The organism is Dyadobacter sp. HNCC25DJ187 (assembly GCF_056895255.1).
On record NZ_JBXHAT010000001.1, the window covers coordinates 522,992 to 542,053 of the forward strand.

The following is a 19,062-nucleotide window of genomic DNA, read 5'->3' on the forward strand; positions in this document are numbered from 1 at the left end:
CACCAGTTCTTAAAATCATAGAGACGAGAGAAACGCCATTGTATCTATCGAATCTGCATAGTCGGAAACTGCAGGACTTTGCGCCTGCCCAAAACGGAGAGCGCCGTTGATATGGTTTTCTGAGCTACTGACAACACACTGTATTTTCTCTGACGATTCTTCCAAAAATGTTTGGACAGATTTTGCATCATCATAAAATTCAAAATGGACAACGCTGATAGGAGAGACCAGTGCAGTACTTTCATTGAATATTAAAAATCCATTGTCAAAGTGGGGCACACGGTTTATCAGGAGCACAGACCGGTTATACTCGTAGTTATTAAAGTACTTATGGTGATTGACACAAGTGGGACGGAAGACCTCAATCGATTCATACAACTTACTAAAGTTATATCCTGAAGGTACAAACAGCTTAGATACATTCCTGCACCCCAGTCCGAAATACTGAAAGATATCCTGTCCTAATGCAGTAAGCTCTTCTGTACTTTCCGTTCCATTCAGAACCGCCACGGATGTACGATTCTTTCTGATAATATTGGGTTTTTTAGAAAAATAATAATGAAAATACCGGGCAGTGTTATCGCTGCCGGTGGCAATGTAAGCATCAGCATCGTTGAGCCGATCTACAAAATATATACTGTCTGCGAAACCAGGTTCTATCTCTATTAATTTTTCAAGCAAGTAGCTGATCAGAACATGATCATCTGAGGCTGGTTTGGCAAGTAAGATATGCCCACTGATGAGAACACATAGTGCGTCATGAAAACCTACTGCTGGTATGTTACCTGCCATAACAACCCCAATTTTTGCCCGTTGCGTCGGCTCGGTGTACTTCTCCACCCATGACTCCAATGCCGTCCGATTCAGATACGAGCTTGTAAATGCCCCTAGAGAGGTACGTACATTGACTGGTGTAAACCAGTTATTCTTGCTGTTGGATGCAGCAATCCATTTCTCTATCTCCGGTGCATTTTCTTCACTATATATATATGTACCCAACTTAACAAACGCGTCAACGCGGCTTTTTCTTGATATCATTCTAGCTTGACTATAAAAAGTATAATGGTAATTAAGGTTTTTAATTTTCTGGTTGTTGTGAAACTTTAAATAATTATATTTGTTTCTTCAAGAGTGAGAAAATAAGAACAAATATAAACAATCCGGCGACTATGGCTATAATGATAACCGATGAATGCATAAATTGCGGGGCGTGCGAGCCAGAGTGCCCCAATACTGCTATTTATGAAGGAGGCGTTGAATGGACATGGGGGGAAGGCACCAGTTTAGATGAAGTAGATTTTGGCGATGGCACCGTGGTGAGCGGCAAAGAAAAGCAAGCTCCCGTTTCAGATGAATTCTATTATATAGTTTCAGATAAATGTACTGAATGTGTTGGTTTCCATGAAGAACCGCAATGCGCAGCAGTTTGTCCTGTTGACTGTTGCGTTGACGACCCCGACAATGAAGAGGAGGAAGAAACACTTCTGGCAAAGAAAGCCTGGATGCACGGCGAGTAGTACGGCAGTCCTTATATAAGAATACAAAACCCCGCACTTGCGGGGTTTTTTTGTGCCCTTTCCATTCACTTAATGGTAATTTAATAATAAACACTACTGTTGTATAAGGGCAAAAGGATTTAATAATATTTTGCATTTGATATCTAATGCAGAATATTAATATATTTTTAATAATTGAGTTTTTATGTAATTTTTGTATCAAAAACTATAAAAAAGAGTACAAAAGAATGAATATTAACATTTTTAAGATAAATTTTTAGGATAATATTTGATAAATCTAAATTTAGTACAATATTTGAATCACAATAATGACCCGAATCAGAATTTAACTTAAACAGAATATAATTATGAAAAAAGTCTATTGCACAGTATTATCTTTAATGATACCATTTTTGGGTTTTACAAAGTCATTCGAAGATCACAAAACAAAGGCCGACACCTTGACAACTGTTGCAGAAGTGAAAGAGGATGAGGAATCCAAAGGCGCATTCGCTTTTTCAGGTTATCTGGATTCTTACTACTCCGCGAATTTCAACAAGCCCCTGTCTCGCAGCAATGGCGGCGCGGCCGGTACAGCAAGGGTTTTTGATACAAGAAGCGGTCAGTTTTCACTTGGACTTGTTCAGACCAGAGTTGCCTATACGAACAGCAAATCGGAAGCAGTTGTAGATCTTACATTTGGTCCGAATGCAAATATGGGTAACTATGGTAACGCCGTATTCAGTACAGCTCTTGCAATCAAGCAGGCGTACTTCACGTATAAGTTTACCGACAAATTCTCCATGACAGCAGGTCAGTTTGGAACACACATCGGATATGAGGTAATTGACGCTCCTGCGAACTTCAACTACTCACTATCTAATCAGTTCAACAACGGACCATTTTATCACACAGGCCTTAAAGCTACATATGCGTTCTCTGACCGCGCTTCTTTAATGGTAGGTGTTGTTAATAATGTAGATGGTATCGAAGACAACAACAGGAAAAAAGGGATTATCAGTCAGCTTTACCTTTCCCCGGTAGAAAACTGGAATGTCTACGTTAACTTCATAAACAGTAACGAGGCAAATCCGAGCGAAGAGAATGGGGTAACGCCAAGTGCGTCCTACACGATGTTCGACCTTGCGACGAGTTATCAGGTAACCGAAAAGTTCCTTTTAGGATTGAATGCTTCTTACGGAGCACAAAAAGGTGATTTCCAGGGCGGCGGTGGACCGACAAACACTGAAGCATGGGGTGGGGTAGCTATATATGCCAATACCGCAATCACAGATAATTTTGGACTAGGTCTTCGATATGAAAACTTTAACAACGACAAGGCCGTAAGAGGTCTGGTAGCAAAGCCAGAAGGTCCCGGTGCTGAAAATCCAAGCATTGGAACGAGCGTTAACTCCGTTACACTTACGGGCAATATCAATCTTGCTGATGGACATATTCTTGTCAAACCTGAATTCAGAATGGATGTATATCCAAAACTGGGTGGTGGCAAGTCTGAGCAGTTCCAGGATTCCAATGGAGATTGGACAAAAAATAGCCAAACTACTTTCGGAGTGGCACTTATCTACAAATTCTAATCAAATACCTTCTTAAAATCTATAAACATTATAACATCTACAACAATGGAAAAGAGGAGTTACATCCCATTGATCATTTTACTGGCAATTGCTGTATTGGGAGCATTTATGCCAAATGTACCTACAAAAATTGTAACTGAGGGAATTGATTCCGGTGACACCGCATGGTTACTGGTATCTGCAGCCCTGGTACTTTTGATGACACCTGGTCTCGCTTATTTCTACGGCGGGATGGTGAACAACAAAAACGTGATCTCTACGATGCTTCAGAGCTTTATCGCTATGGGCGTAATCAGTGTACTCTGGATCGTATTTGGTTTCAGTCTTGCGTTCGGTGACGACATCGGGGGTTTTATCGGTAACCCAATGACCTACTTTATGTTTAAAGGAGTATTTGATGCGCCGGCATGGGGAACAATTCCTTTCGCTCTCTTTGCAATGTTCCAATTAAAATTCGCCGTAATCACACCTGCTTTGGTTACAGGCTCGATGGCAGAACGTGTTAATTTCCGCTCTTATGTTCTTTTCATCATTCTTTTCTGCGTATTCGTTTACTCTCCTCTAGCTCATATGACCTGGCATGCAGATGGTATCCTTTTCAAAATGGGGGTACTTGATTTTGCCGGCGGCACTGTTGTTCACATGTCTGCAGGCTGGGCGGCTCTCGCTGGTGCGCTTTATCTGAAAAGACGCAAGTCTTTGCTTGAAGATCACGTACTTCCTCCTGCAAACATTCCATTTGTACTTTTAGGAACTGGATTACTTTGGTTCGGATGGTTCGGTTTCAACGCAGGTTCTGCATTATCTGCTGGTCCGTTGGCTGTTTCCGCTTTCGCCACTACCAACACTGCCGCTGGTGCTGCTGGTCTTGCATGGGTTCTTTTTGATGCCGCAAAAGGTAAGAAAGTATCTGCTCTTGGATTCTGTATAGGTGCAGTAGTAGGACTTGTAGCTATCACACCTGCTGCTGGTTTCGTAACTGTTCCTTCATCTATCTTCATAGGTACTGTTGCCTCTATTATCAGTAACTATGTAGCGCATCTTCGCACTCGCTCTACTTTGGATGATACCCTTGATGTGTTCCCTTGCCATGGTGTAGGTGGTATGGTTGGTATGCTGCTAACAGGTGTTTTCGCAACCAGCGGTGTTAACTCTGCAGTTACCGATCAGGGACTTGCCTTTGGCGAAACAACCCTTTTCATCAACCATGTAATCGCGTTGATAGGTGCTTCCGTATTCGCTTTCGGCGGATCTTTTGCCCTTCTTAAAATTACTGATATGATTCTTCCGCTTCGTGTGTCTGAAACAGATGAGAAAGTTGGTTTAGATATCAGTCAGCACGATGAATTCCTTGTAGAAGCTTAACCGATAAATTGGATATTATTTCAATAAAAAACCCCGGTATCCGGGGTTTTTTATTTTTATGACCTACTTGAATCATACCGGTCAGTGCACTAGTATTTCTTCTTCCGTTTCAGTCACCTGCATCAAACCTTCGCTATCTAGAAAATTATAATAAACCTTCTTGGTTTCGTTGATGAGCAAAGGATCATATTTTACTGCAACGCGTACATAGTTTTCTGTGAATCCTGACATCTGTCCGTTTTCTACTTCATCTTCAAATAGAACAGTGCCGGTTTTTCCCACCTGCTGCTCATAAAAGTATCTTTTCTTCTTTTCAGAAAGTATATGCAGCATCTTGGATCGATCGGAACGTTGTGATTTCGGGATTACAGGCTTGATGTCAAGAGCGGTCGTATTTTCGCGCTCTGAATAGGTGAAAACATGCAAATAGGAGATGTCAAGTTCATTCAGAAATTGATAACTTTCCAGGAACAGTTCCTGAGTTTCTCCGGGATGTCCCACAATCACATCCACACCGATACAACAATCCGGCATGAGCGATTTGATCTTTGCAACACGTTCGGCATACAATTCCCTCTTGTAGCGACGACGCATCAGACTCAATACCTTGTTCGATCCTGATTGCAGCGGGATATGAAAGTGAGGAACAAATCTCTTTGATTGGGCTACAAATTCAATAATTTCGTCTGTGAGCAAGTTTGGCTCAATAGATGAAATCCGGAATCGTGAAATGCCCTCCACTTCATCCAATTCTTTAATGAGTTGCAAAAAAGTCTCTTTTTTATCGCCTGACTGAATTCCAAAGTCACCGATATTGACTCCCGTAAGAACAATTTCCTTCACCCCACGTGACGCGACATCTTTGGCAGCGATCACGACATTGGCGATGGTGTCTGAACGACTCTTTCCTCTGGCTAAGGGTATCGTGCAATAAGCGCACGGATAATCACATCCATCCTGCACCTTCAGAAAAGTTCTGGTCCTGTCATTGAGCGAGTACGAAGTGTGATAGTCTACAGCATTGTCAATATGTGAAGCCCGAATCTGAGCCGGATGATTTCCGGGAATTTTTTCAAAGGTATTTATAAGCTCAACAAGCCGGAATTTTTCTGCTGCGCCAAGCACCGCATCCACCCCTGGAATTTCCGAAATTTCTTTGGGTTTAAGTTGCGCATAACAACCTATAATGGCCACATAGCCATCCGGATTGATCTTCTGTGCTTCACGAACAATTTTTCTGCATTTCTTGTCTGCATTATCCGTAACAGAGCAAGTATTGATAATAAATATATCTGGTGTCTGATTAAACTCAACCTTCTGATATCCTTTGTCTACGAACATACGTCCGATGGATGAGGTCTCAGAATAATTAAGCTTACATCCCAATGTATAAAAAGCGACTTTTTTCATATTCAAATCTTAATCCTGCAAAATTACATCTTTTATGATCAATCAGCTAATCATCAGCAGGAAGATGCTTTGTTCTTCCGCATCCCAGTTCCGAGCGTGTAGGAAACATGTAAGACATTTCAGAAATTATAAATTTGGTCGCCATCACCGTCAATTTTACAAAAATGGTTTCTATTCACTGCAGAATTGGTGAAAAACAAACTAAAAACAGAAAACTTAAGAATAAATTACAGAAGGTATGGTTAAATAAATAATTTTGGGGAAATAATATCTAATCAATACCAGAAATGACATTTCGTTCGAAAGCTTTTGAAATAGCTCAAGGCCGCGTAGCACCGGTTCTTAGCCCTCCCACTGAAAAAGTAGCAGACCTGTATGCAAGTAACACTTTTAGTGATGACGTAATGAGAACGTTATTATCGGCGGAAGCATACACCAAAATATCAAATGCCATTCGTTCTGGCTCCACCATCGACAGAGAAGTAGCAGATGAGGTTTCGGCAGCAATGAAGTCGTGGGCAATATCCAAAGGGGCAACCCACTATACGCACTGGTTCCAGCCTTTAACAGGAACAACTGCCGAAAAACATGATTCATTCTTTGACCTTACTCTGGAAGGAAAAGCGGTAGAAAAGTTCAAAGGTAGTGCGCTGGTTCAGCAGGAGCCGGATGCTTCTTCTTTTCCAAGTGGAGGTTTGCGTGCCACTTTCGAAGCGAGAGGTTATACAGGTTGGGATCCGAGCTCACCTGCATTTTTGATGGACAATGGGGCAGGAGGCAAAACGCTTTGTATACCCTCTGTTTTTATTTCATATACCGGAGAAGCACTGGATTACAAAGCCCCGTTGCTTCGTTCTCTGGTCATATTGGATAAAGCGGCAACATCGGTTTGCCAGCTTTTCAACCGCGATGTAGATAAGGTTACACCAACTCTCGGTATAGAACAGGAATATTTTTTGGTGGACAAGGCATTGTACTATGCACGCCCGGATCTGCTGATGGCAGGCCGTACGGTATTCGGACATAGCCCCGCACGCGGACAACAATTAGATGATCACTATTTCGGATCCATATCTCCAAGGGTTAATGCATTTATGGTAGACTTTGAATTTGAAGCACTTAAACTGGGGATACCTGTCAGAACACGCCACAATGAGGTAGCTCCCGGACAATTTGAGTGTGCTCCCACATTTGAAGAAGTGAATCTCGCTATCGATCACAACGCCCTGTTGATGGATCTGATGCAGAAAATAGGAGACAAACATAATTTCCAGGTGTTGTTCCATGAAAAACCTTTTGCTGGTATTAACGGCAGCGGAAAGCATAACAACTGGTCACTGTCTACGGATACAGGAATTAACCTTCTTGCGCCTACAACCAAACCAAAAGAAAACCTTCGCTTCCTAACTTTCCTTCTGAACGTTGTAAAGGCTGTACATGATCATGCCGATCTTTTACGTGCTTCCATTTCGTCTGCGGGCAATGAACACAGGTTGGGCGCGAATGAAGCTCCGCCTTCTATTGTATCCGTATTTTTAGGTGGCGAGTTAACCAGCATGTTGGAAGAATTGGTGAACAAAGGGGAGATTACACTTGAAAAAGGAGAAAATTTCTATTATAAGCTGGGAATCACACGTATACCAAATCTTCAGAGAGACAATACGGATCGAAACCGTACATCTCCTTTCTGTTTTACAGGAAATAAATTTGAATACCGCGCCGTAGGAAGTGCACAGAACAGTGCATCGCCCATGATTGTACTGAATACCATTGTAGCCAACCAGCTGCTGGAATTCAAAAAAGAAATGGACGAAAGACTGGCATCAGGAGAGGAGAAAAAAGTAGCAACAGTTGAAATTCTTAAGCGTTACTTTAAAGAATCAAAGAAAATCCTTTTTGAAGGCAACGGCTATTCGGAAGAGTGGGTTACAGAAGCAGCGGAAAGGGGATTGAGCAATATACGTGAAACTTATGATGCCCTGTTTGCATATGTTACAGACAGCACAATCAAAGCATTTGAAAAAACAGGCGTGTTGACAAGCCGTGAACTTCATGCCCGTCACGAAATTGAATTGGAGAACTATGTGAAGAAATTGCAAATCGAATCGCGGGTTATTGGCGACCTTGCATTGAATCACATTGTTTCAACAGTAGTTAAATATCAGTTCAAGCTGGCACAAACTGCCCGTTCGCTAACCGATCTTGATATGCTGGAAGAGGCTGAACCTATCAAAGAGATCATTAAAGATATTTCGTCACATGTTGTCGTAATCAAACGTCTGGTTCATGAAATGACGGAAGCGAGAAAACGGGCTAACAATGTAGATGACCTTTATGAAAAAGCAAAATTATATGGCTCGGAGGTAAAAGGATACTTTGAAGAAATCCGTTATCATGTTGATAAACTGGAATTATTGATAGACGATGAAGACTGGCCTTTGGCAAAATACCGCGAAATGCTATTTTTGGAATAATTTTTAACAATGCTCAAACTTATAATTTAAAATTATGAATCCGGGATTTAATCCAGAAGAAATTGCTCAGCTAAAAGCGGAATGTAAAGCTGAACGATTGAACTTTGTTTATGTAGCTGATGAATTCGAAGAGGAGGAAGAGGAGAACAACGAGCATGCACACGTGCAATTTGTTGGTTATTACAAAGAAAAGGAAGTAGTTTACGATGCATTGATTTATACTTTGAGACTGCACCATTCTACACTTGTATATGATGCTGCGCTGGAAAGACTTCAGAAGGAAATGCCAGACTATATTTCTCCCGATGAAAGACCGGAAGATTATAAGGCAGATCCGGAACAGGATGAGGAAGCAGAAATTCTGTTAACAGAATTCATCGAAGAAATCGAAGAAAATGAGGAGATCAAGGTAAAGGAACACATTGAAACTGACGACAAGTTCGAATATGGGATCGGACTTGAAGTGGGTCTGAACAAGTCGGAGATTAATGAAAAGACAATCAGCGATTTTATCATACGCTTTAACGCAGGCCGGATTCAACTTGATAATACATTGTATTCATATACCGCGGAGGATGAAGAATAGGCAACGTCCCTGACGTTATTAAACAAAAAAACCACCTTTGCGGTGGTTTTTTTGTTTAATTCTATATCGTTATTACAAAGCTGACTTAACAGTTTTAATAATACGTGCAGCCACTTTGTAAGGATCAGCAGCAGAGTTTGGACGACGATCTTCAAGGTATCCGCTCCATCCTTTCTGAGGAACCAGAACAGGGATACGGATTGAAGCTCCACGGTCAGAAACACCATAACTGAAATCATGGATACTAGCAGTTTCGTGCTTACCGGTCAAACGAAGGTGGTTGTCAGCACCGTAAACATCGATGTGTTCTTTTACAACAGGACGGAAAGACTCGCAAACTTTGTCAAATACTTCTTTGCTGCCTGCAGTTCTCAAAGCAGTGTTTGAGAAGTTAGCATGCATACCGCTACCATTCCAGTCTAAATCACCCAGGGGCTTGCAATGCCAGTTGATGGATACACCATATTTCTCACCGATACGCTCCAGAAGATAACGTCCCAACCAGATCTGGTCACCAGCTTCCTGAGCACCTTTTGCAAAAATCTGGAACTCCCACTGACCTGCAGCAACTTCCGCATTAATACCTTCTACATTAAGGCCGGCGTCAAGGCAAGCATCAAGATGCTCTTCAATGATTTCACGTCCGAATGCATTTTTTGCTCCAACTGAGCAGTAATATGGGCCCTGTGGAGCAGGGTATCCGTTTGCCGGGAAGCCAAGCGGTTTGTTAGTTTCGTCATCCCAAAGGAAATACTCTTGCTCAAAACCAAACCAGAAATCGTTATCGTCATCCTCAATAGTAGCACGACCGTTTGTTACGTGAGGAGTTCCGTCAGCGTTCAAAACTTCGCACATTACCAGATAGGCATCTCTGCGTTGTGGATCCGGAATAATATAAACAGGTTTAAGCAGACAGTCTGAAGAACCGCCAAGCGCTTGTTCTGTTGATGAACCATCAAACGACCAGTTGCTGCAATCTTCAAGTTTGCCGCTAAAATTGTCTTCGATTTTGGTTTTGCTACGTAAACCTTGGGTCGGCTTGTGGCCATCCAACCAAATATATTCCAGCTTGGATTTTGACATAATAATACTAGATAAGGTGGTGACGAATATTTATAACGACACAATATTAATGCAAAAATGTATTTGTAAGAAATAAAAACTAATAAAATTTAATCAAGTACAGAATATTATTGTGTCAGTTGTAGTATTGTCAGTAAAAAATGCACTATTTCAATATTTAAGGTGAGGTTTGTTTATTTTATTAACAAATAGTGTTTTTTGTAAAACAGAAAAAAACAGGTACAAAAAAAAGTACTTTGGTTATTTGATCGTAATAAAATCCTATAAATAGGATTTATTATAAAAAGTACTCATCTTAGAATTGTTATTTTTCATAGCCCATATTGCTATCAAAAATTTATACTTTTGAAAAACAGGGATTCCCATGATGACAATAGTAGTGTATGCACTTATTTTACAAAACAGAACATAAATCGAACGAACTGGATGATGAGGAAGCAAGACATTGTAGCAAAGTACTACGTCTTTCATCCGGTGACGTCATATATATTACGGATGGCCGGGGACTGCTCCAAAAATGTCAGCTGGATGTACAAGGAAAGAAGATTAAATATAATATATTGGAATCTGAATTGATTCCACGCCGTGGTTATGCTGTGAATATGGCTGTTGCTCCCACCAGAAAATCGGAAAGAAACGAATGGATGGTGGAGAAAATGACAGAGATGGGGGTGGAGCGTATTGATTTCATTGTTACTACAAATACCATAAAAGAATCCTTAAATAGGGTAGTTAACCTCGGCAGACTCCAAAAAATTGCTGTAGCCGCGATGAAACAATCTCAGCAGTTTTACCTTCCGGAGATTACATTAAACCTCAGCTTTAATACGTTTGTAAATAGTCGGACGGAGAAAACCAGGTTAATCGCTTATGTCCCGGATAATCACTTATCTCCACATGTGATTAAATTGGCTGAAAAGGGTGGAGACACTTTACTCTTGATAGGTCCCGAAGGTGATTTTACCCCTGAAGAAGTTGGATTTGTACTTGATAAAGGATTTGTGGCGACTTCCCTAGGAGCAACCAGATTGAGAACTGAGACTGCAGCGATAGCTGGCTGCCACGCGATAAATCTTGCCAATTTACCGGAATTATAAATCTGAGTAGACATGATTAAAATAAGATTGCCTTACCTGTTTTTTTTATTTTACCTGACAGTTACTCTGCCTCAGGTGGGGACGGCACAAACTTCGCTTAAGATTGCCAAATTGAAATATGGTGGAGGAGGCGACTGGTACGCCAATAAAACATCTTTACCTAACCTGATAAAGTTCTGCAATACTGAGCTTCGGATGAATATCAACCCCAACGAAGATGTCGTGGAAGCAGGTAGTCCTGATATATTTGGATATCCTTTTGTGCACATGACAGGACATGGCAATGTAGTCTTTACCGATGCTGAAGCTAAAAACCTGCGTAGCTACCTGCTGTCCGGAGGTTTTCTGCATATCGATGATAACTACGGACTGGATCCGTTTATCAGAAGGGAAATGAAGAAAGTTTTCCCGGAACTTTCATTTATTGAGCTGCCCTATGATCATGGGGTGTATAAAATAAAATACCAGTTTGCTGATGGTTTACCAAAGGTGCATGAGCATGATGGTAAAAGTCCACAAGGCTTTGGTCTTATCTGGCAAGGTAAGTTGATATGTTATTATTCTTATGAAACCGACCTGGGTAACGGTTGGGAAGATCAGAGCGTCTATAATAATCCCGAAGAAACGCGCAGTAAGGCATTGCAAATGGGCGCGAATCTTGTGAGTTATGCCTTTACCATATTTTGAAATATATAGAAGCGCCACGTTTCACAGCCCTAAAATAGAATCAGTATAAATAATTTTTCAAATTTCGTTTTAACTTGTATGGGATTCTGAGTGGTTAGCGCTATTTTTGTAGATAGTTATGTTATAATCTAAAAGTTTCTATGTACATAGTCATTGCCGTATTTGTAATACACTGGTATCTATCCCTTTTTTGCCAAACCTTTTTCCTGCACAGATATTCAGCTCACAAAATGTTCATTATGAGCAAGCCTTGGGAGCGATTTTTCTATTTGTTAACCTATATTTCCCAGGGGTCATCTTATTTAAGTCCGAGAGCTTATGCTATTCTTCACCGTATGCATCATGCTTTCAGTGATACTGAAAGAGATCCACATTCCCCACACCACACAAAAAATGTGTTCACGATGATGTGGGAAACAAAGGATATTTACAATGCGGTATTAAATCGGAAAAGAGCAATTGAATCCCGCTTCGAGCGAAATTATCCGGAATGGAGATTGGTGGAAAAGCTGGGAGATTCCTGGTTTTCACGTGCAGGATGGGCGATCCTTTACACTGCATTTTATGTTCTGGCTTATTTATATCTGGATATGCACTGGGCATTCTTTTTTCTTTTGCCTATCCATTTCCTGATGGGACCCATTCATGGTGCAATAGTTAACTGGAGCGGACACAAGTATGGTTATCAGAACTTCGACAATGAAGATAAGTCAAAAAACTCCTTAATATTCGACTTTTTGATGATGGGAGAGTTATTCCAAAATAATCATCACAAACGACCGAACAGCATTAATTTCGGTTCCAAATGGTGGGAAGTTGACCCGACTTATCCGGTAATCAAACTTTTGAACAAGATGAAGATTATCGAAATCAGAAAGAAGCACTAGTTATTTAAAATGTTTAGAAAGCAGCTGTGGAGATGTAGCTGCTTTTTTTGTGCCTGTAAGAAATCTTGCTGGCCCTATAAAAACTTTGGCAGGTGTGAGAAACACCTGCCAAGTTTGCTTATTAACACCACAAAAAATGAAATCTAGTTCAATGTCTTCCTCTTTGCGAGGCATTGTCCTATAAGAACAATACAAATAAATATAGCAATACTTAAAAGCACGTTAATAATAACTTAGAATTTGCTTAAAGAGCAAAAAAACTTTAACCATTAAATCTGGAAATTGATAAGGAATGTGGTTCCCTTGGGTTGGTTAGACTGAATGACGATAGTACCATTATGCAAGCGGACGATTCTTTCAACAAGAGAGAGACCGATCCCGTACCCCTTGATGTTAGCCGTATTTTCACTTCTGTAGAAAGGTTGAAACACTAAACCTTGATCCTTTTCAGGAATTCCTTTGCCCTGATCAGAGAATTTGATATAAATATTACCGTTGTTACATTTAAGCATTACCGAGACACTCAGGTCTTCTGAAAACTTACAGGCATTGTCCATCAGGTTTAGAAATGCTGTTTTGAGAAGTGTTGGATTACCTGCGATTTCAAGCCATGTGTCATCTTCGGGAAGATCGTCGAAGTCGATAGCAATTTTATATGAAGGATTGGACTGTATGAGCATTTGCCTTGAGTCTAGCAGGAGCTCATCAACACGTACTGTCTCTGTGAGCAAGTCGTTCTGATCCTCGCTGACCTTCGCCAATTCAAGTAATGTATTGGAAAGCTGCGCTAGTTCCAGAATATCTTCCAGCACCGAACGGATTGTCAACTGATAATCGAGCTGGCTTCTTTCTTTCAAAATACTTACTTCCAGTTGGGAGCGTATCTTTGTTAATGGGTTTTTTAGTTCATGAGAAACGTTTGCCACAAATATTTTCTGCATCTGAAATGCTGCTTCAATACGATCCAGCAGATTATTAAATGTAGTGATGAGGCGCCCGATTTCGTCCTTCTGATTGGCAACATCCAACCTTGTGTGTAAATTTTGCGGTAATATTCCCTCCACGGCATTCATTACTTTCGAGATAGGTCGAAGGGCTCTTTTTGCAAATATCCAGCCTGCGAAAGTGACTATGATGGTTGCAATCAGAAATGAAGCTACAAGCAGTTGCAGAAGATTGATCAGGTTTACCTCACCGACCTTATCCTGAGCCCCCATCAGCACTACAGCACGAGTAAATGGAAATTTAGTGTATAGACCTACAACTTTTGAATCTCCGTCTGTATAGCGGATTTCGCCGGCTTTACGGATTTCGTCCAGCCAGTATTTAGATACGTGAATGTTTTGATGCCCGGTAGCTGAATTCGTGTAAATAAGACGATTTTGCTCGTCAAATATGAGAATGATCTGATTGTAGATACGATCCGCATTAGAACCTTCTAAAGCACGAATTATATCCGGGCTTACAACCGGACCGTCCAGTAGTGCTGCAGTAGAGTTTGCTTTAGACCTCAGTCGATCGTAAAAATCCTCTGTAAGGTTTTCATAAGAAAAATAGTAAATCGCAAGAAAGCTAACCAGGAGGATACTACTCACCAGCAGCGAAAATTGAACCGTAAGCTTGGTTCTGATCTGCATTAATCTTCTACTTTAAGCACATACCCCATACCAAACTGAGTATGAATGAGTTTGACAGGATAATCTTTATCAAGTTTCTTTCTAAGATAATTGACATACACCTCAATGATATTAGTACCTGTATCAAATCCGATATCCCATACCTGTTCCGCAATTTCGACTTTGGAAACCACACGCCCCTGATTGCGTATCAGATAAACCAGCAAATTAAACTCTCTTGCAGTGAGGTTTATTTTATTACCCGCTCTGTGAACGGTTTTGGCATCGATTGATACTTCCACATCTGCAAATTTCAGTGTTTGCGATGTGTGCATAATACCAGCGCCACGTTTAGTAAGCGCCCGTACACGTGCCAGCAATTCTTTAAACTCAAATGGCTTCACCAGATAGTCGTCAGCGCCGGCATCAAGGCCGGTGACCTTGTCATCGGTAGTACCCAACGCTGTCAGCATCAATATAGGAGTAGCATCACCAGAATTGCGAATTTCCCTGCAGAGCTCAATTCCGTTTATTCCGGGAATGATAATATCACTGATAATTAATTGATAGGTGTTATTTTTCGCCAGTTGCTTTCCGATCAGGCCGTCATAGGCAATATCAACTTCATATCCGTCTTCTTCCAGCCCTTGTCTGAGCGACTGTACAGTCTTGGGTTCATCCTCTATGAGTAGTAGCTTCATACAATAGGTAAAAATAGTTCAGATATTTCTTTCCAGTTATTCACTCTTCTGAATCCTTCTTCTTTTATGTTATGTAATGCAGTAAAAAGAATGCCCTGCCCATTGAAGGCGTGTAAATTTCTGGGATGATCGTCTATAAGATAATCTGAGTGTATAATACTTTTATAACCACAGAAAACAATATTGCTCCATGGAATAAAGCCGAAGTGTTTTCCGAGCCAGTCGAATTTATCCTTGAAAGAATTAGGGTATTCCATACATGCGGTGGCAATAAACAACTCGTAAAATCTGGAAAGTGACAGCACAGTTTCGACAGCTCCCTCCTTAACCTCTATATCAGCAAAAAAACCGGGTGTATTAATGATTTTATTAAGTTTAGTCAGTTGCTTCGGATGTAACAAATCCCTTAATGGTGCCGATTTCAGATCCTCCAGCGTCAGATTTGTCGGAAAGTCGTTCAATACCACGCTGACCAACTTTTCATGTGTATTGGCCAGCACATCGTCCATATCCAGCGTGAGTCTAAGCATTCAGATCAACTTTCTATGTGTATCGAAACCCTCCAGATAATCATTTACCCGTTTCAGAAACAGGCCACCTAAAGAGCCATCCACTACCCGGTGATCGTAAGAGTGAGAAATAAACATCAGGCTTCTTATGCCTAGTAAATCTCCCTGAGGAGTTTCTATCACAGCCGGTTTTTTCTTGATGGCTCCAAATGCCATAATACCCACTTGTGGTTGAACAATGATTGGCGTGCCCATCAGGTTCGCAAAGGCACCGATATTAGAAACAGTGTAAGTTCCGCCAGAAACATCATCGGCTTTTAGCTTATTTTCTCTTGCTTTTTTCGCCAGCTCATTTACTTTTCTTGCCAAACCTGCTAAATCGTACTGATCCGCACGGTGAATAACAGGAACAATCAAATTGCCGTCAGGTAGTGCAACAGCCATTCCGATGTTAATATCTTTTTTCTTTACAATCTTGTCTCCTTCAACCGAAATATTGATCAGCGGATAGTCCTTAATTGCTTTCACAACTGCTTCAATCAATATGGGAGTGAAAGTAATGCTATCTCCGGATTGTTTCCGGTAATCATTTTTTATTCCTTCCCGCCATTTCACAACAGGTGTCATATCTGTTTCTATGAACGAGGTTACGTGTGCCGATATCTTCCTGGATTCTGTCATGCGCTGAGAGATCATCTTACGCATCCGATCCATTTCCAGAATTTCGTTCCCACCACTAACAGAAACCGTTTTTACAGGAGAAACCACTGGTACATCACGATTTGTGAGGTACGCCAGAATGTCATTTTTAGTAATTCTTCCCTCTACTCCGGTTCCTTTTACTTTCATCAGTTCTTCTGATGATATACCTTCTTCACGGGCTATGCTTAAAACAAGGGGAGAGTAAAATGTATTTCCCTCGCCATCACCCGAATTTACAGGAGTAGTTGTTCGGGTTTCCAGCGCAGTTTCAAAATCTTTCTCTAAGGATGCTACCACAGATTCCTCACTGACCTGCTCCGTATCACCCGGCTCTATTCCTTGCTCTTCCGTTGCAGCTCCTTCACCCGAAGTTTCGATGAGCGCTACCGGACTGCCAATAGGAACCACCTGATCTTCCTTCACGAGCCATTTTTTCAAAATCCCGTCAATAGGACACGGCACCTCGGTGTCTACCTTATCAGTAGCGACTTCGAGTATAGAATCATCAGCAGACACGTTATCACCTTCCTTTTTAAGAAGATGCAATACTGTACATTCCATAATACTCTCGCCCATTGGGGGCATCAGCATTTCAATTACTTTCATAAAATATGATCTGACCAAACTGACACAATAGTTGACAGTAGGTATAGTTAGTTTCGCAAATAAGAAATTTAAATTGAAATTCGTCCTGAATCTTTGTCTAAACAATCAATTTACTCTATAACTGCTCTGACTTTAATATAGACTTTCTGAGTAAATTCAAAGCATAGGTTGAAGACGTTTCAATATTAATGCTCCGGACATTAGCTAGTTTCAATAGCTGAGTTACTGTTTCATTAGGTGTTGCGCAGGCAATCCAAACCGTTCCCACCGGCTTTTCATCGCTTCCTCCGTCTGGGCCGGCAATGCCTGTTGTGGCAATAGCGTAGGTAGTGCCCAAGACATGTCTGGCGCCTTCTGCCATTTCACGGGCAGTCTGCTCACTTACTGCACCATGTTGTACCAGCGTATCACCTGATACGCCCAGCAACCTCATTTTGAGCTCATTACTATAGCTCACAACAGCTCCCTGAAAATAAGCAGAAGAACCAGGCAAACTTGTCAGTCTGTGAGAAACATATCCGCCTGTACAGCTTTCCGCGGTGCCTACCGTTGCCTGGCGCTCCAATAACAACGCTGCTATTACCGATTCCAGTTCATCCTGATCATAACCAAAGATGAACTCCCCGATTATTGGCTTAACCAATTCTATCTGTTCGAGTAATTCTGCATTTAATATATTCGCATCAGCACCAGTCCCGGTCAATCTCAGTTTGACCTGTCCGAAATGAGGCAGATATGCCAGCTTGATATGGTCAGGCAGGGCCCTTTCCCAGGCCGCAATTTTTTCTGCCAGAAAAGATTCACCTATACCTATTGTTCTTACAGATTTATGCTGAATGATGTTGAGAATAAATTTCTGCTTCAATCTGGGAAGAATCTCAAATTCCATCAGACTTTTCATCTCATAGGGAACGCCTGGCAGCGAAACATAAACGACACCATCTTTTTCAAACCACATTCCGGGTGCTGTACCCCAAAGATTGGGAACATATATGCAGTTATCAGGAAGGGCAGCCTGTTGAATATTTAATTCAGTCATAGCTCGCCCCCGTTTCGCAAAAAAGCTGGTTACAAGAGTTAACGCCTCCTCATTGATTTGTAGGGTACTTCCAAAATACTCACAAAATGCGTCTTTTGTAATATCATCCTTGGTAGGTCCGAGCCCACCCGTGACAATGACTACGTCTGCACGGTTACCCGCTTCTGCAAATGCCGAGATAATGTCTGCTTTCGTATCACCCACGGAAGATTTACGAACAGGTTTAATGCCAATACCTGTTAACTCAGAGCCAATCCATTGGGTGTTGGTGTCTATGATTTGTCCGAAAAGTATTTCATCTCCGATTGTTAAGATCTCAGCCCTTATAATGGGATTCATAGAACAGAAACAGGTTGAAATTAAGCGTATATTTTCTCAAAAATAAGTAAAATTAATCGTTATTGATTACGTTTGAAACATAGATAGACATTAACGAACTTAAAACAGGAATGAAGCAAAAATGGATTATTACTGCCATGTTACTGGTTTTCACTAGTTGTGCGTCTGAAGCACAGTTTAAAACGAAGCTTGGCAAAGTTCTGGAAAAAGTACAGGGGTCGTCAGGTGCGCTCAGCGAAGGTGACATTGCAGCAGGTTTGAAGGAAGCTTTAAATGTGGGCGTGAGTAACGGATCTGCAGAGGCATCAAAAGTGGATGGATTCTTTAAAAATGAACTGATCAAAATTGCGATCCCGCCGGAGGCTCAGAAAGTGGCTGAAACACTCCGTAAAATGGGCTTGGGAAGTGAAGTTGATAAATTTACATTATCACTCAACCGAGCAGCAGAAGATGCAGCGAAAAAATCTAAACCTATTTTTGTAAAAGCTGTAACCTCGATGACCATTACAGATGCAGTAAGCATCTTAAAGGGACAGGAAGATGCGGCGACGGTGTACCTTAAGAAGACCACCAATGACGAGCTTTTTAAAACATTCTTTCCCGTCGTAGACAGTACACTAAGAATCAACAAAGCAACAGATTACTACGCGAATATCGTAAACATTTATAACCAGGTTCCGCTCGTTAAAAAGGTTAATCCGAATTTGAAAGAATATGCTACGCAGAAAACAATAGACGGATTGTACGTTTTGATAGCTCAGGAAGAGAAAAAAATAAGACAGGATCCTATGGCAAGGGTAAGCGATTTGCTCAAAAAGGTATTCAGTCAAGCCGGAAAATAGGCTTTATTGATACCTGGTGAACGTTTAT

17 protein-coding genes are annotated in these 19,062 nt (G+C 41.2%); 9 read left to right on the forward strand and 8 right to left on the reverse strand.

All coding sequences use genetic code 11. The annotated features are described in order from the left end of the window. Positions 1-15 precede the first annotated feature (15 nt). Complete coding sequence (locus AC1XUE_RS02055; protein ID WP_483354270.1) at positions 16-1,038, reverse strand: acyl-CoA reductase; 1,023 nt, start codon at positions 1,036-1,038, stop codon at positions 16-18. Positions 1,039-1,169: 131 nt separating this feature from the next. Here AC1XUE_RS02055 and AC1XUE_RS02060 point away from each other — a divergent pair, with 131 nt between their 5' ends. The 3 genes from AC1XUE_RS02060 to AC1XUE_RS02070 all read left to right on the forward strand — a co-directional run bounded on the left by AC1XUE_RS02060 (position 1,170) and on the right by AC1XUE_RS02070 (position 4,456). Further along, positions 1,170-1,517, forward strand: coding sequence for a 4Fe-4S binding protein (locus tag AC1XUE_RS02060; protein WP_483354271.1), 348 nt, complete (start codon positions 1,170-1,172; stop codon positions 1,515-1,517). Between the two features lie 347 nt (positions 1,518-1,864). Further along, on the forward strand, positions 1,865-3,091 hold the full coding sequence (locus AC1XUE_RS02065) for a porin (protein WP_483354272.1): 1,227 nt from the start codon (positions 1,865-1,867) through the stop codon (positions 3,089-3,091). A gap of 45 nt (positions 3,092-3,136) precedes the next feature. Further along, positions 3,137-4,456: an ammonium transporter gene (locus AC1XUE_RS02070; protein ID WP_483354273.1), complete on the forward strand. Its 1,320-nt coding sequence runs from the start codon at positions 3,137-3,139 to the stop codon at positions 4,454-4,456. An 81-nt stretch (positions 4,457-4,537) separates the two neighbouring features. On the opposite strand, the gene mtaB is transcribed toward AC1XUE_RS02070, so the two are convergent. Beyond that, positions 4,538-5,866, reverse strand: coding sequence for a tRNA (N(6)-L-threonylcarbamoyladenosine(37)-C(2))-methylthiotransferase MtaB (gene mtaB / locus AC1XUE_RS02075; protein ID WP_483354274.1), 1,329 nt, complete (start codon positions 5,864-5,866; stop codon positions 4,538-4,540). 287 nt (positions 5,867-6,153) lie between these two features. Here mtaB and AC1XUE_RS02080 point away from each other — a divergent pair, with 287 nt between their 5' ends. Both AC1XUE_RS02080 and AC1XUE_RS02085 read left to right on the forward strand, forming a co-directional pair. Then, a complete protein-coding gene (locus tag AC1XUE_RS02080; RefSeq protein ID WP_483354275.1) occupies positions 6,154-8,340 on the forward strand; it encodes a glutamine synthetase III family protein in 2,187 nt (728 codons plus the stop codon). Between the two features lie 34 nt (positions 8,341-8,374). Next, positions 8,375-8,926 (forward strand): hypothetical protein, encoded by a 552-nt coding sequence (locus tag AC1XUE_RS02085; protein ID WP_483354276.1) that lies wholly within the window; start codon positions 8,375-8,377, stop codon positions 8,924-8,926. Positions 8,927-8,998: 72 nt separating this feature from the next. Here AC1XUE_RS02085 and AC1XUE_RS02090 read toward each other — a convergent pair whose 3' ends face one another. Continuing rightward, entirely contained in the window at positions 8,999-10,009 is a 1,011-nt protein-coding gene (locus tag AC1XUE_RS02090; protein ID WP_115832122.1) for a glutamine synthetase beta-grasp domain-containing protein, read from the reverse strand. A gap of 383 nt (positions 10,010-10,392) precedes the next feature. Between AC1XUE_RS02090 and AC1XUE_RS02095 the strand changes: the two genes are divergently transcribed. The 3 genes from AC1XUE_RS02095 to AC1XUE_RS02105 all read left to right on the forward strand — a co-directional run bounded on the left by AC1XUE_RS02095 (position 10,393) and on the right by AC1XUE_RS02105 (position 12,680). Continuing rightward, positions 10,393-11,106, forward strand: coding sequence for an RsmE family RNA methyltransferase (locus AC1XUE_RS02095; RefSeq protein ID WP_483354277.1), 714 nt, complete (start codon positions 10,393-10,395; stop codon positions 11,104-11,106). A 12-nt stretch (positions 11,107-11,118) separates the two neighbouring features. Continuing rightward, on the forward strand, positions 11,119-11,793 hold the full coding sequence (locus tag AC1XUE_RS02100) for a DUF4159 domain-containing protein (protein WP_483354278.1): 675 nt from the start codon (positions 11,119-11,121) through the stop codon (positions 11,791-11,793). A gap of 140 nt (positions 11,794-11,933) precedes the next feature. Continuing rightward, positions 11,934-12,680: an acyl-CoA desaturase gene (locus AC1XUE_RS02105; RefSeq protein WP_483354279.1), complete on the forward strand. Its 747-nt coding sequence runs from the start codon at positions 11,934-11,936 to the stop codon at positions 12,678-12,680. Between the two features lie 269 nt (positions 12,681-12,949). On the opposite strand, the gene AC1XUE_RS02110 is transcribed toward AC1XUE_RS02105, so the two are convergent. From AC1XUE_RS02110 to AC1XUE_RS02130, 5 genes are all read right to left on the reverse strand, one after another. After that, a complete protein-coding gene (locus tag AC1XUE_RS02110) occupies positions 12,950-14,317 on the reverse strand; it encodes an ATP-binding protein (RefSeq protein ID WP_483354280.1) in 1,368 nt (455 codons plus the stop codon). Next, entirely contained in the window at positions 14,317-14,997 is a 681-nt protein-coding gene (locus tag AC1XUE_RS02115) for a response regulator (RefSeq protein WP_483354281.1), read from the reverse strand. The genes AC1XUE_RS02110 and AC1XUE_RS02115 overlap by 1 nt, the downstream gene beginning before the upstream one ends. Then, on the reverse strand, positions 14,994-15,527 hold the full coding sequence (locus AC1XUE_RS02120; protein ID WP_483354282.1) for a 5' nucleotidase, NT5C type: 534 nt from the start codon (positions 15,525-15,527) through the stop codon (positions 14,994-14,996). The genes AC1XUE_RS02115 and AC1XUE_RS02120 overlap by 4 nt, the downstream gene beginning before the upstream one ends. After that, positions 15,528-16,814: a dihydrolipoamide acetyltransferase family protein gene (locus tag AC1XUE_RS02125; protein ID WP_483354283.1), complete on the reverse strand. Its 1,287-nt coding sequence runs from the start codon at positions 16,812-16,814 to the stop codon at positions 15,528-15,530. A gap of 115 nt (positions 16,815-16,929) precedes the next feature. Then, positions 16,930-18,192, reverse strand: coding sequence for a competence/damage-inducible protein A (locus AC1XUE_RS02130; RefSeq protein WP_483354284.1), 1,263 nt, complete (start codon positions 18,190-18,192; stop codon positions 16,930-16,932). A gap of 110 nt (positions 18,193-18,302) precedes the next feature. Between AC1XUE_RS02130 and AC1XUE_RS02135 the strand changes: the two genes are divergently transcribed. Continuing rightward, the gene (locus AC1XUE_RS02135; RefSeq protein ID WP_483354285.1) at positions 18,303-19,034 is read left to right on the forward strand and encodes a DUF4197 domain-containing protein; all 732 of its coding nucleotides are present in this window, start codon (positions 18,303-18,305) and stop codon (positions 19,032-19,034) included. Positions 19,035-19,062: the final 28 nt, after the last annotated feature.

Excerpts from the sequence above, each read along its gene's own strand:
- AC1XUE_RS02055 (WP_483354270.1), bottom strand. The coding sequence starts at position 1,038 with ATGATATCAAGAAAAAGCCGCGTTGACGCGTTTGTTAAGTTGGGTACA.
- AC1XUE_RS02060 (WP_483354271.1), top strand. The coding sequence starts at position 1,170 with ATGGCTATAATGATAACCGATGAATGCATAAATTGCGGGGCGTGCGAG.
- AC1XUE_RS02065 (WP_483354272.1), top strand. The coding sequence starts at position 1,865 with ATGAAAAAAGTCTATTGCACAGTATTATCTTTAATGATACCATTTTTG.
- AC1XUE_RS02070 (WP_483354273.1), top strand. The coding sequence starts at position 3,137 with ATGGAAAAGAGGAGTTACATCCCATTGATCATTTTACTGGCAATTGCT.
- mtaB (WP_483354274.1), bottom strand. The coding sequence starts at position 5,866 with ATGAAAAAAGTCGCTTTTTATACATTGGGATGTAAGCTTAATTATTCT.
- AC1XUE_RS02080 (WP_483354275.1), top strand. The coding sequence starts at position 6,154 with ATGACATTTCGTTCGAAAGCTTTTGAAATAGCTCAAGGCCGCGTAGCA.
- AC1XUE_RS02085 (WP_483354276.1), top strand. The coding sequence starts at position 8,375 with ATGAATCCGGGATTTAATCCAGAAGAAATTGCTCAGCTAAAAGCGGAA.
- AC1XUE_RS02090 (WP_115832122.1), bottom strand. The coding sequence starts at position 10,009 with ATGTCAAAATCCAAGCTGGAATATATTTGGTTGGATGGCCACAAGCCG.
- AC1XUE_RS02095 (WP_483354277.1), top strand. The coding sequence starts at position 10,393 with ATGCACTTATTTTACAAAACAGAACATAAATCGAACGAACTGGATGAT.
- AC1XUE_RS02100 (WP_483354278.1), top strand. The coding sequence starts at position 11,119 with ATGATTAAAATAAGATTGCCTTACCTGTTTTTTTTATTTTACCTGACA.
- AC1XUE_RS02105 (WP_483354279.1), top strand. The coding sequence starts at position 11,934 with ATGTACATAGTCATTGCCGTATTTGTAATACACTGGTATCTATCCCTT.
- AC1XUE_RS02110 (WP_483354280.1), bottom strand. The coding sequence starts at position 14,317 with ATGCAGATCAGAACCAAGCTTACGGTTCAATTTTCGCTGCTGGTGAGT.
- AC1XUE_RS02115 (WP_483354281.1), bottom strand. The coding sequence starts at position 14,997 with ATGAAGCTACTACTCATAGAGGATGAACCCAAGACTGTACAGTCGCTC.
- AC1XUE_RS02120 (WP_483354282.1), bottom strand. The coding sequence starts at position 15,527 with ATGCTTAGACTCACGCTGGATATGGACGATGTGCTGGCCAATACACAT.
- AC1XUE_RS02125 (WP_483354283.1), bottom strand. The coding sequence starts at position 16,814 with ATGAAAGTAATTGAAATGCTGATGCCCCCAATGGGCGAGAGTATTATG.
- AC1XUE_RS02130 (WP_483354284.1), bottom strand. The coding sequence starts at position 18,192 with ATGAATCCCATTATAAGGGCTGAGATCTTAACAATCGGAGATGAAATA.
- AC1XUE_RS02135 (WP_483354285.1), top strand. The coding sequence starts at position 18,303 with ATGAAGCAAAAATGGATTATTACTGCCATGTTACTGGTTTTCACTAGT.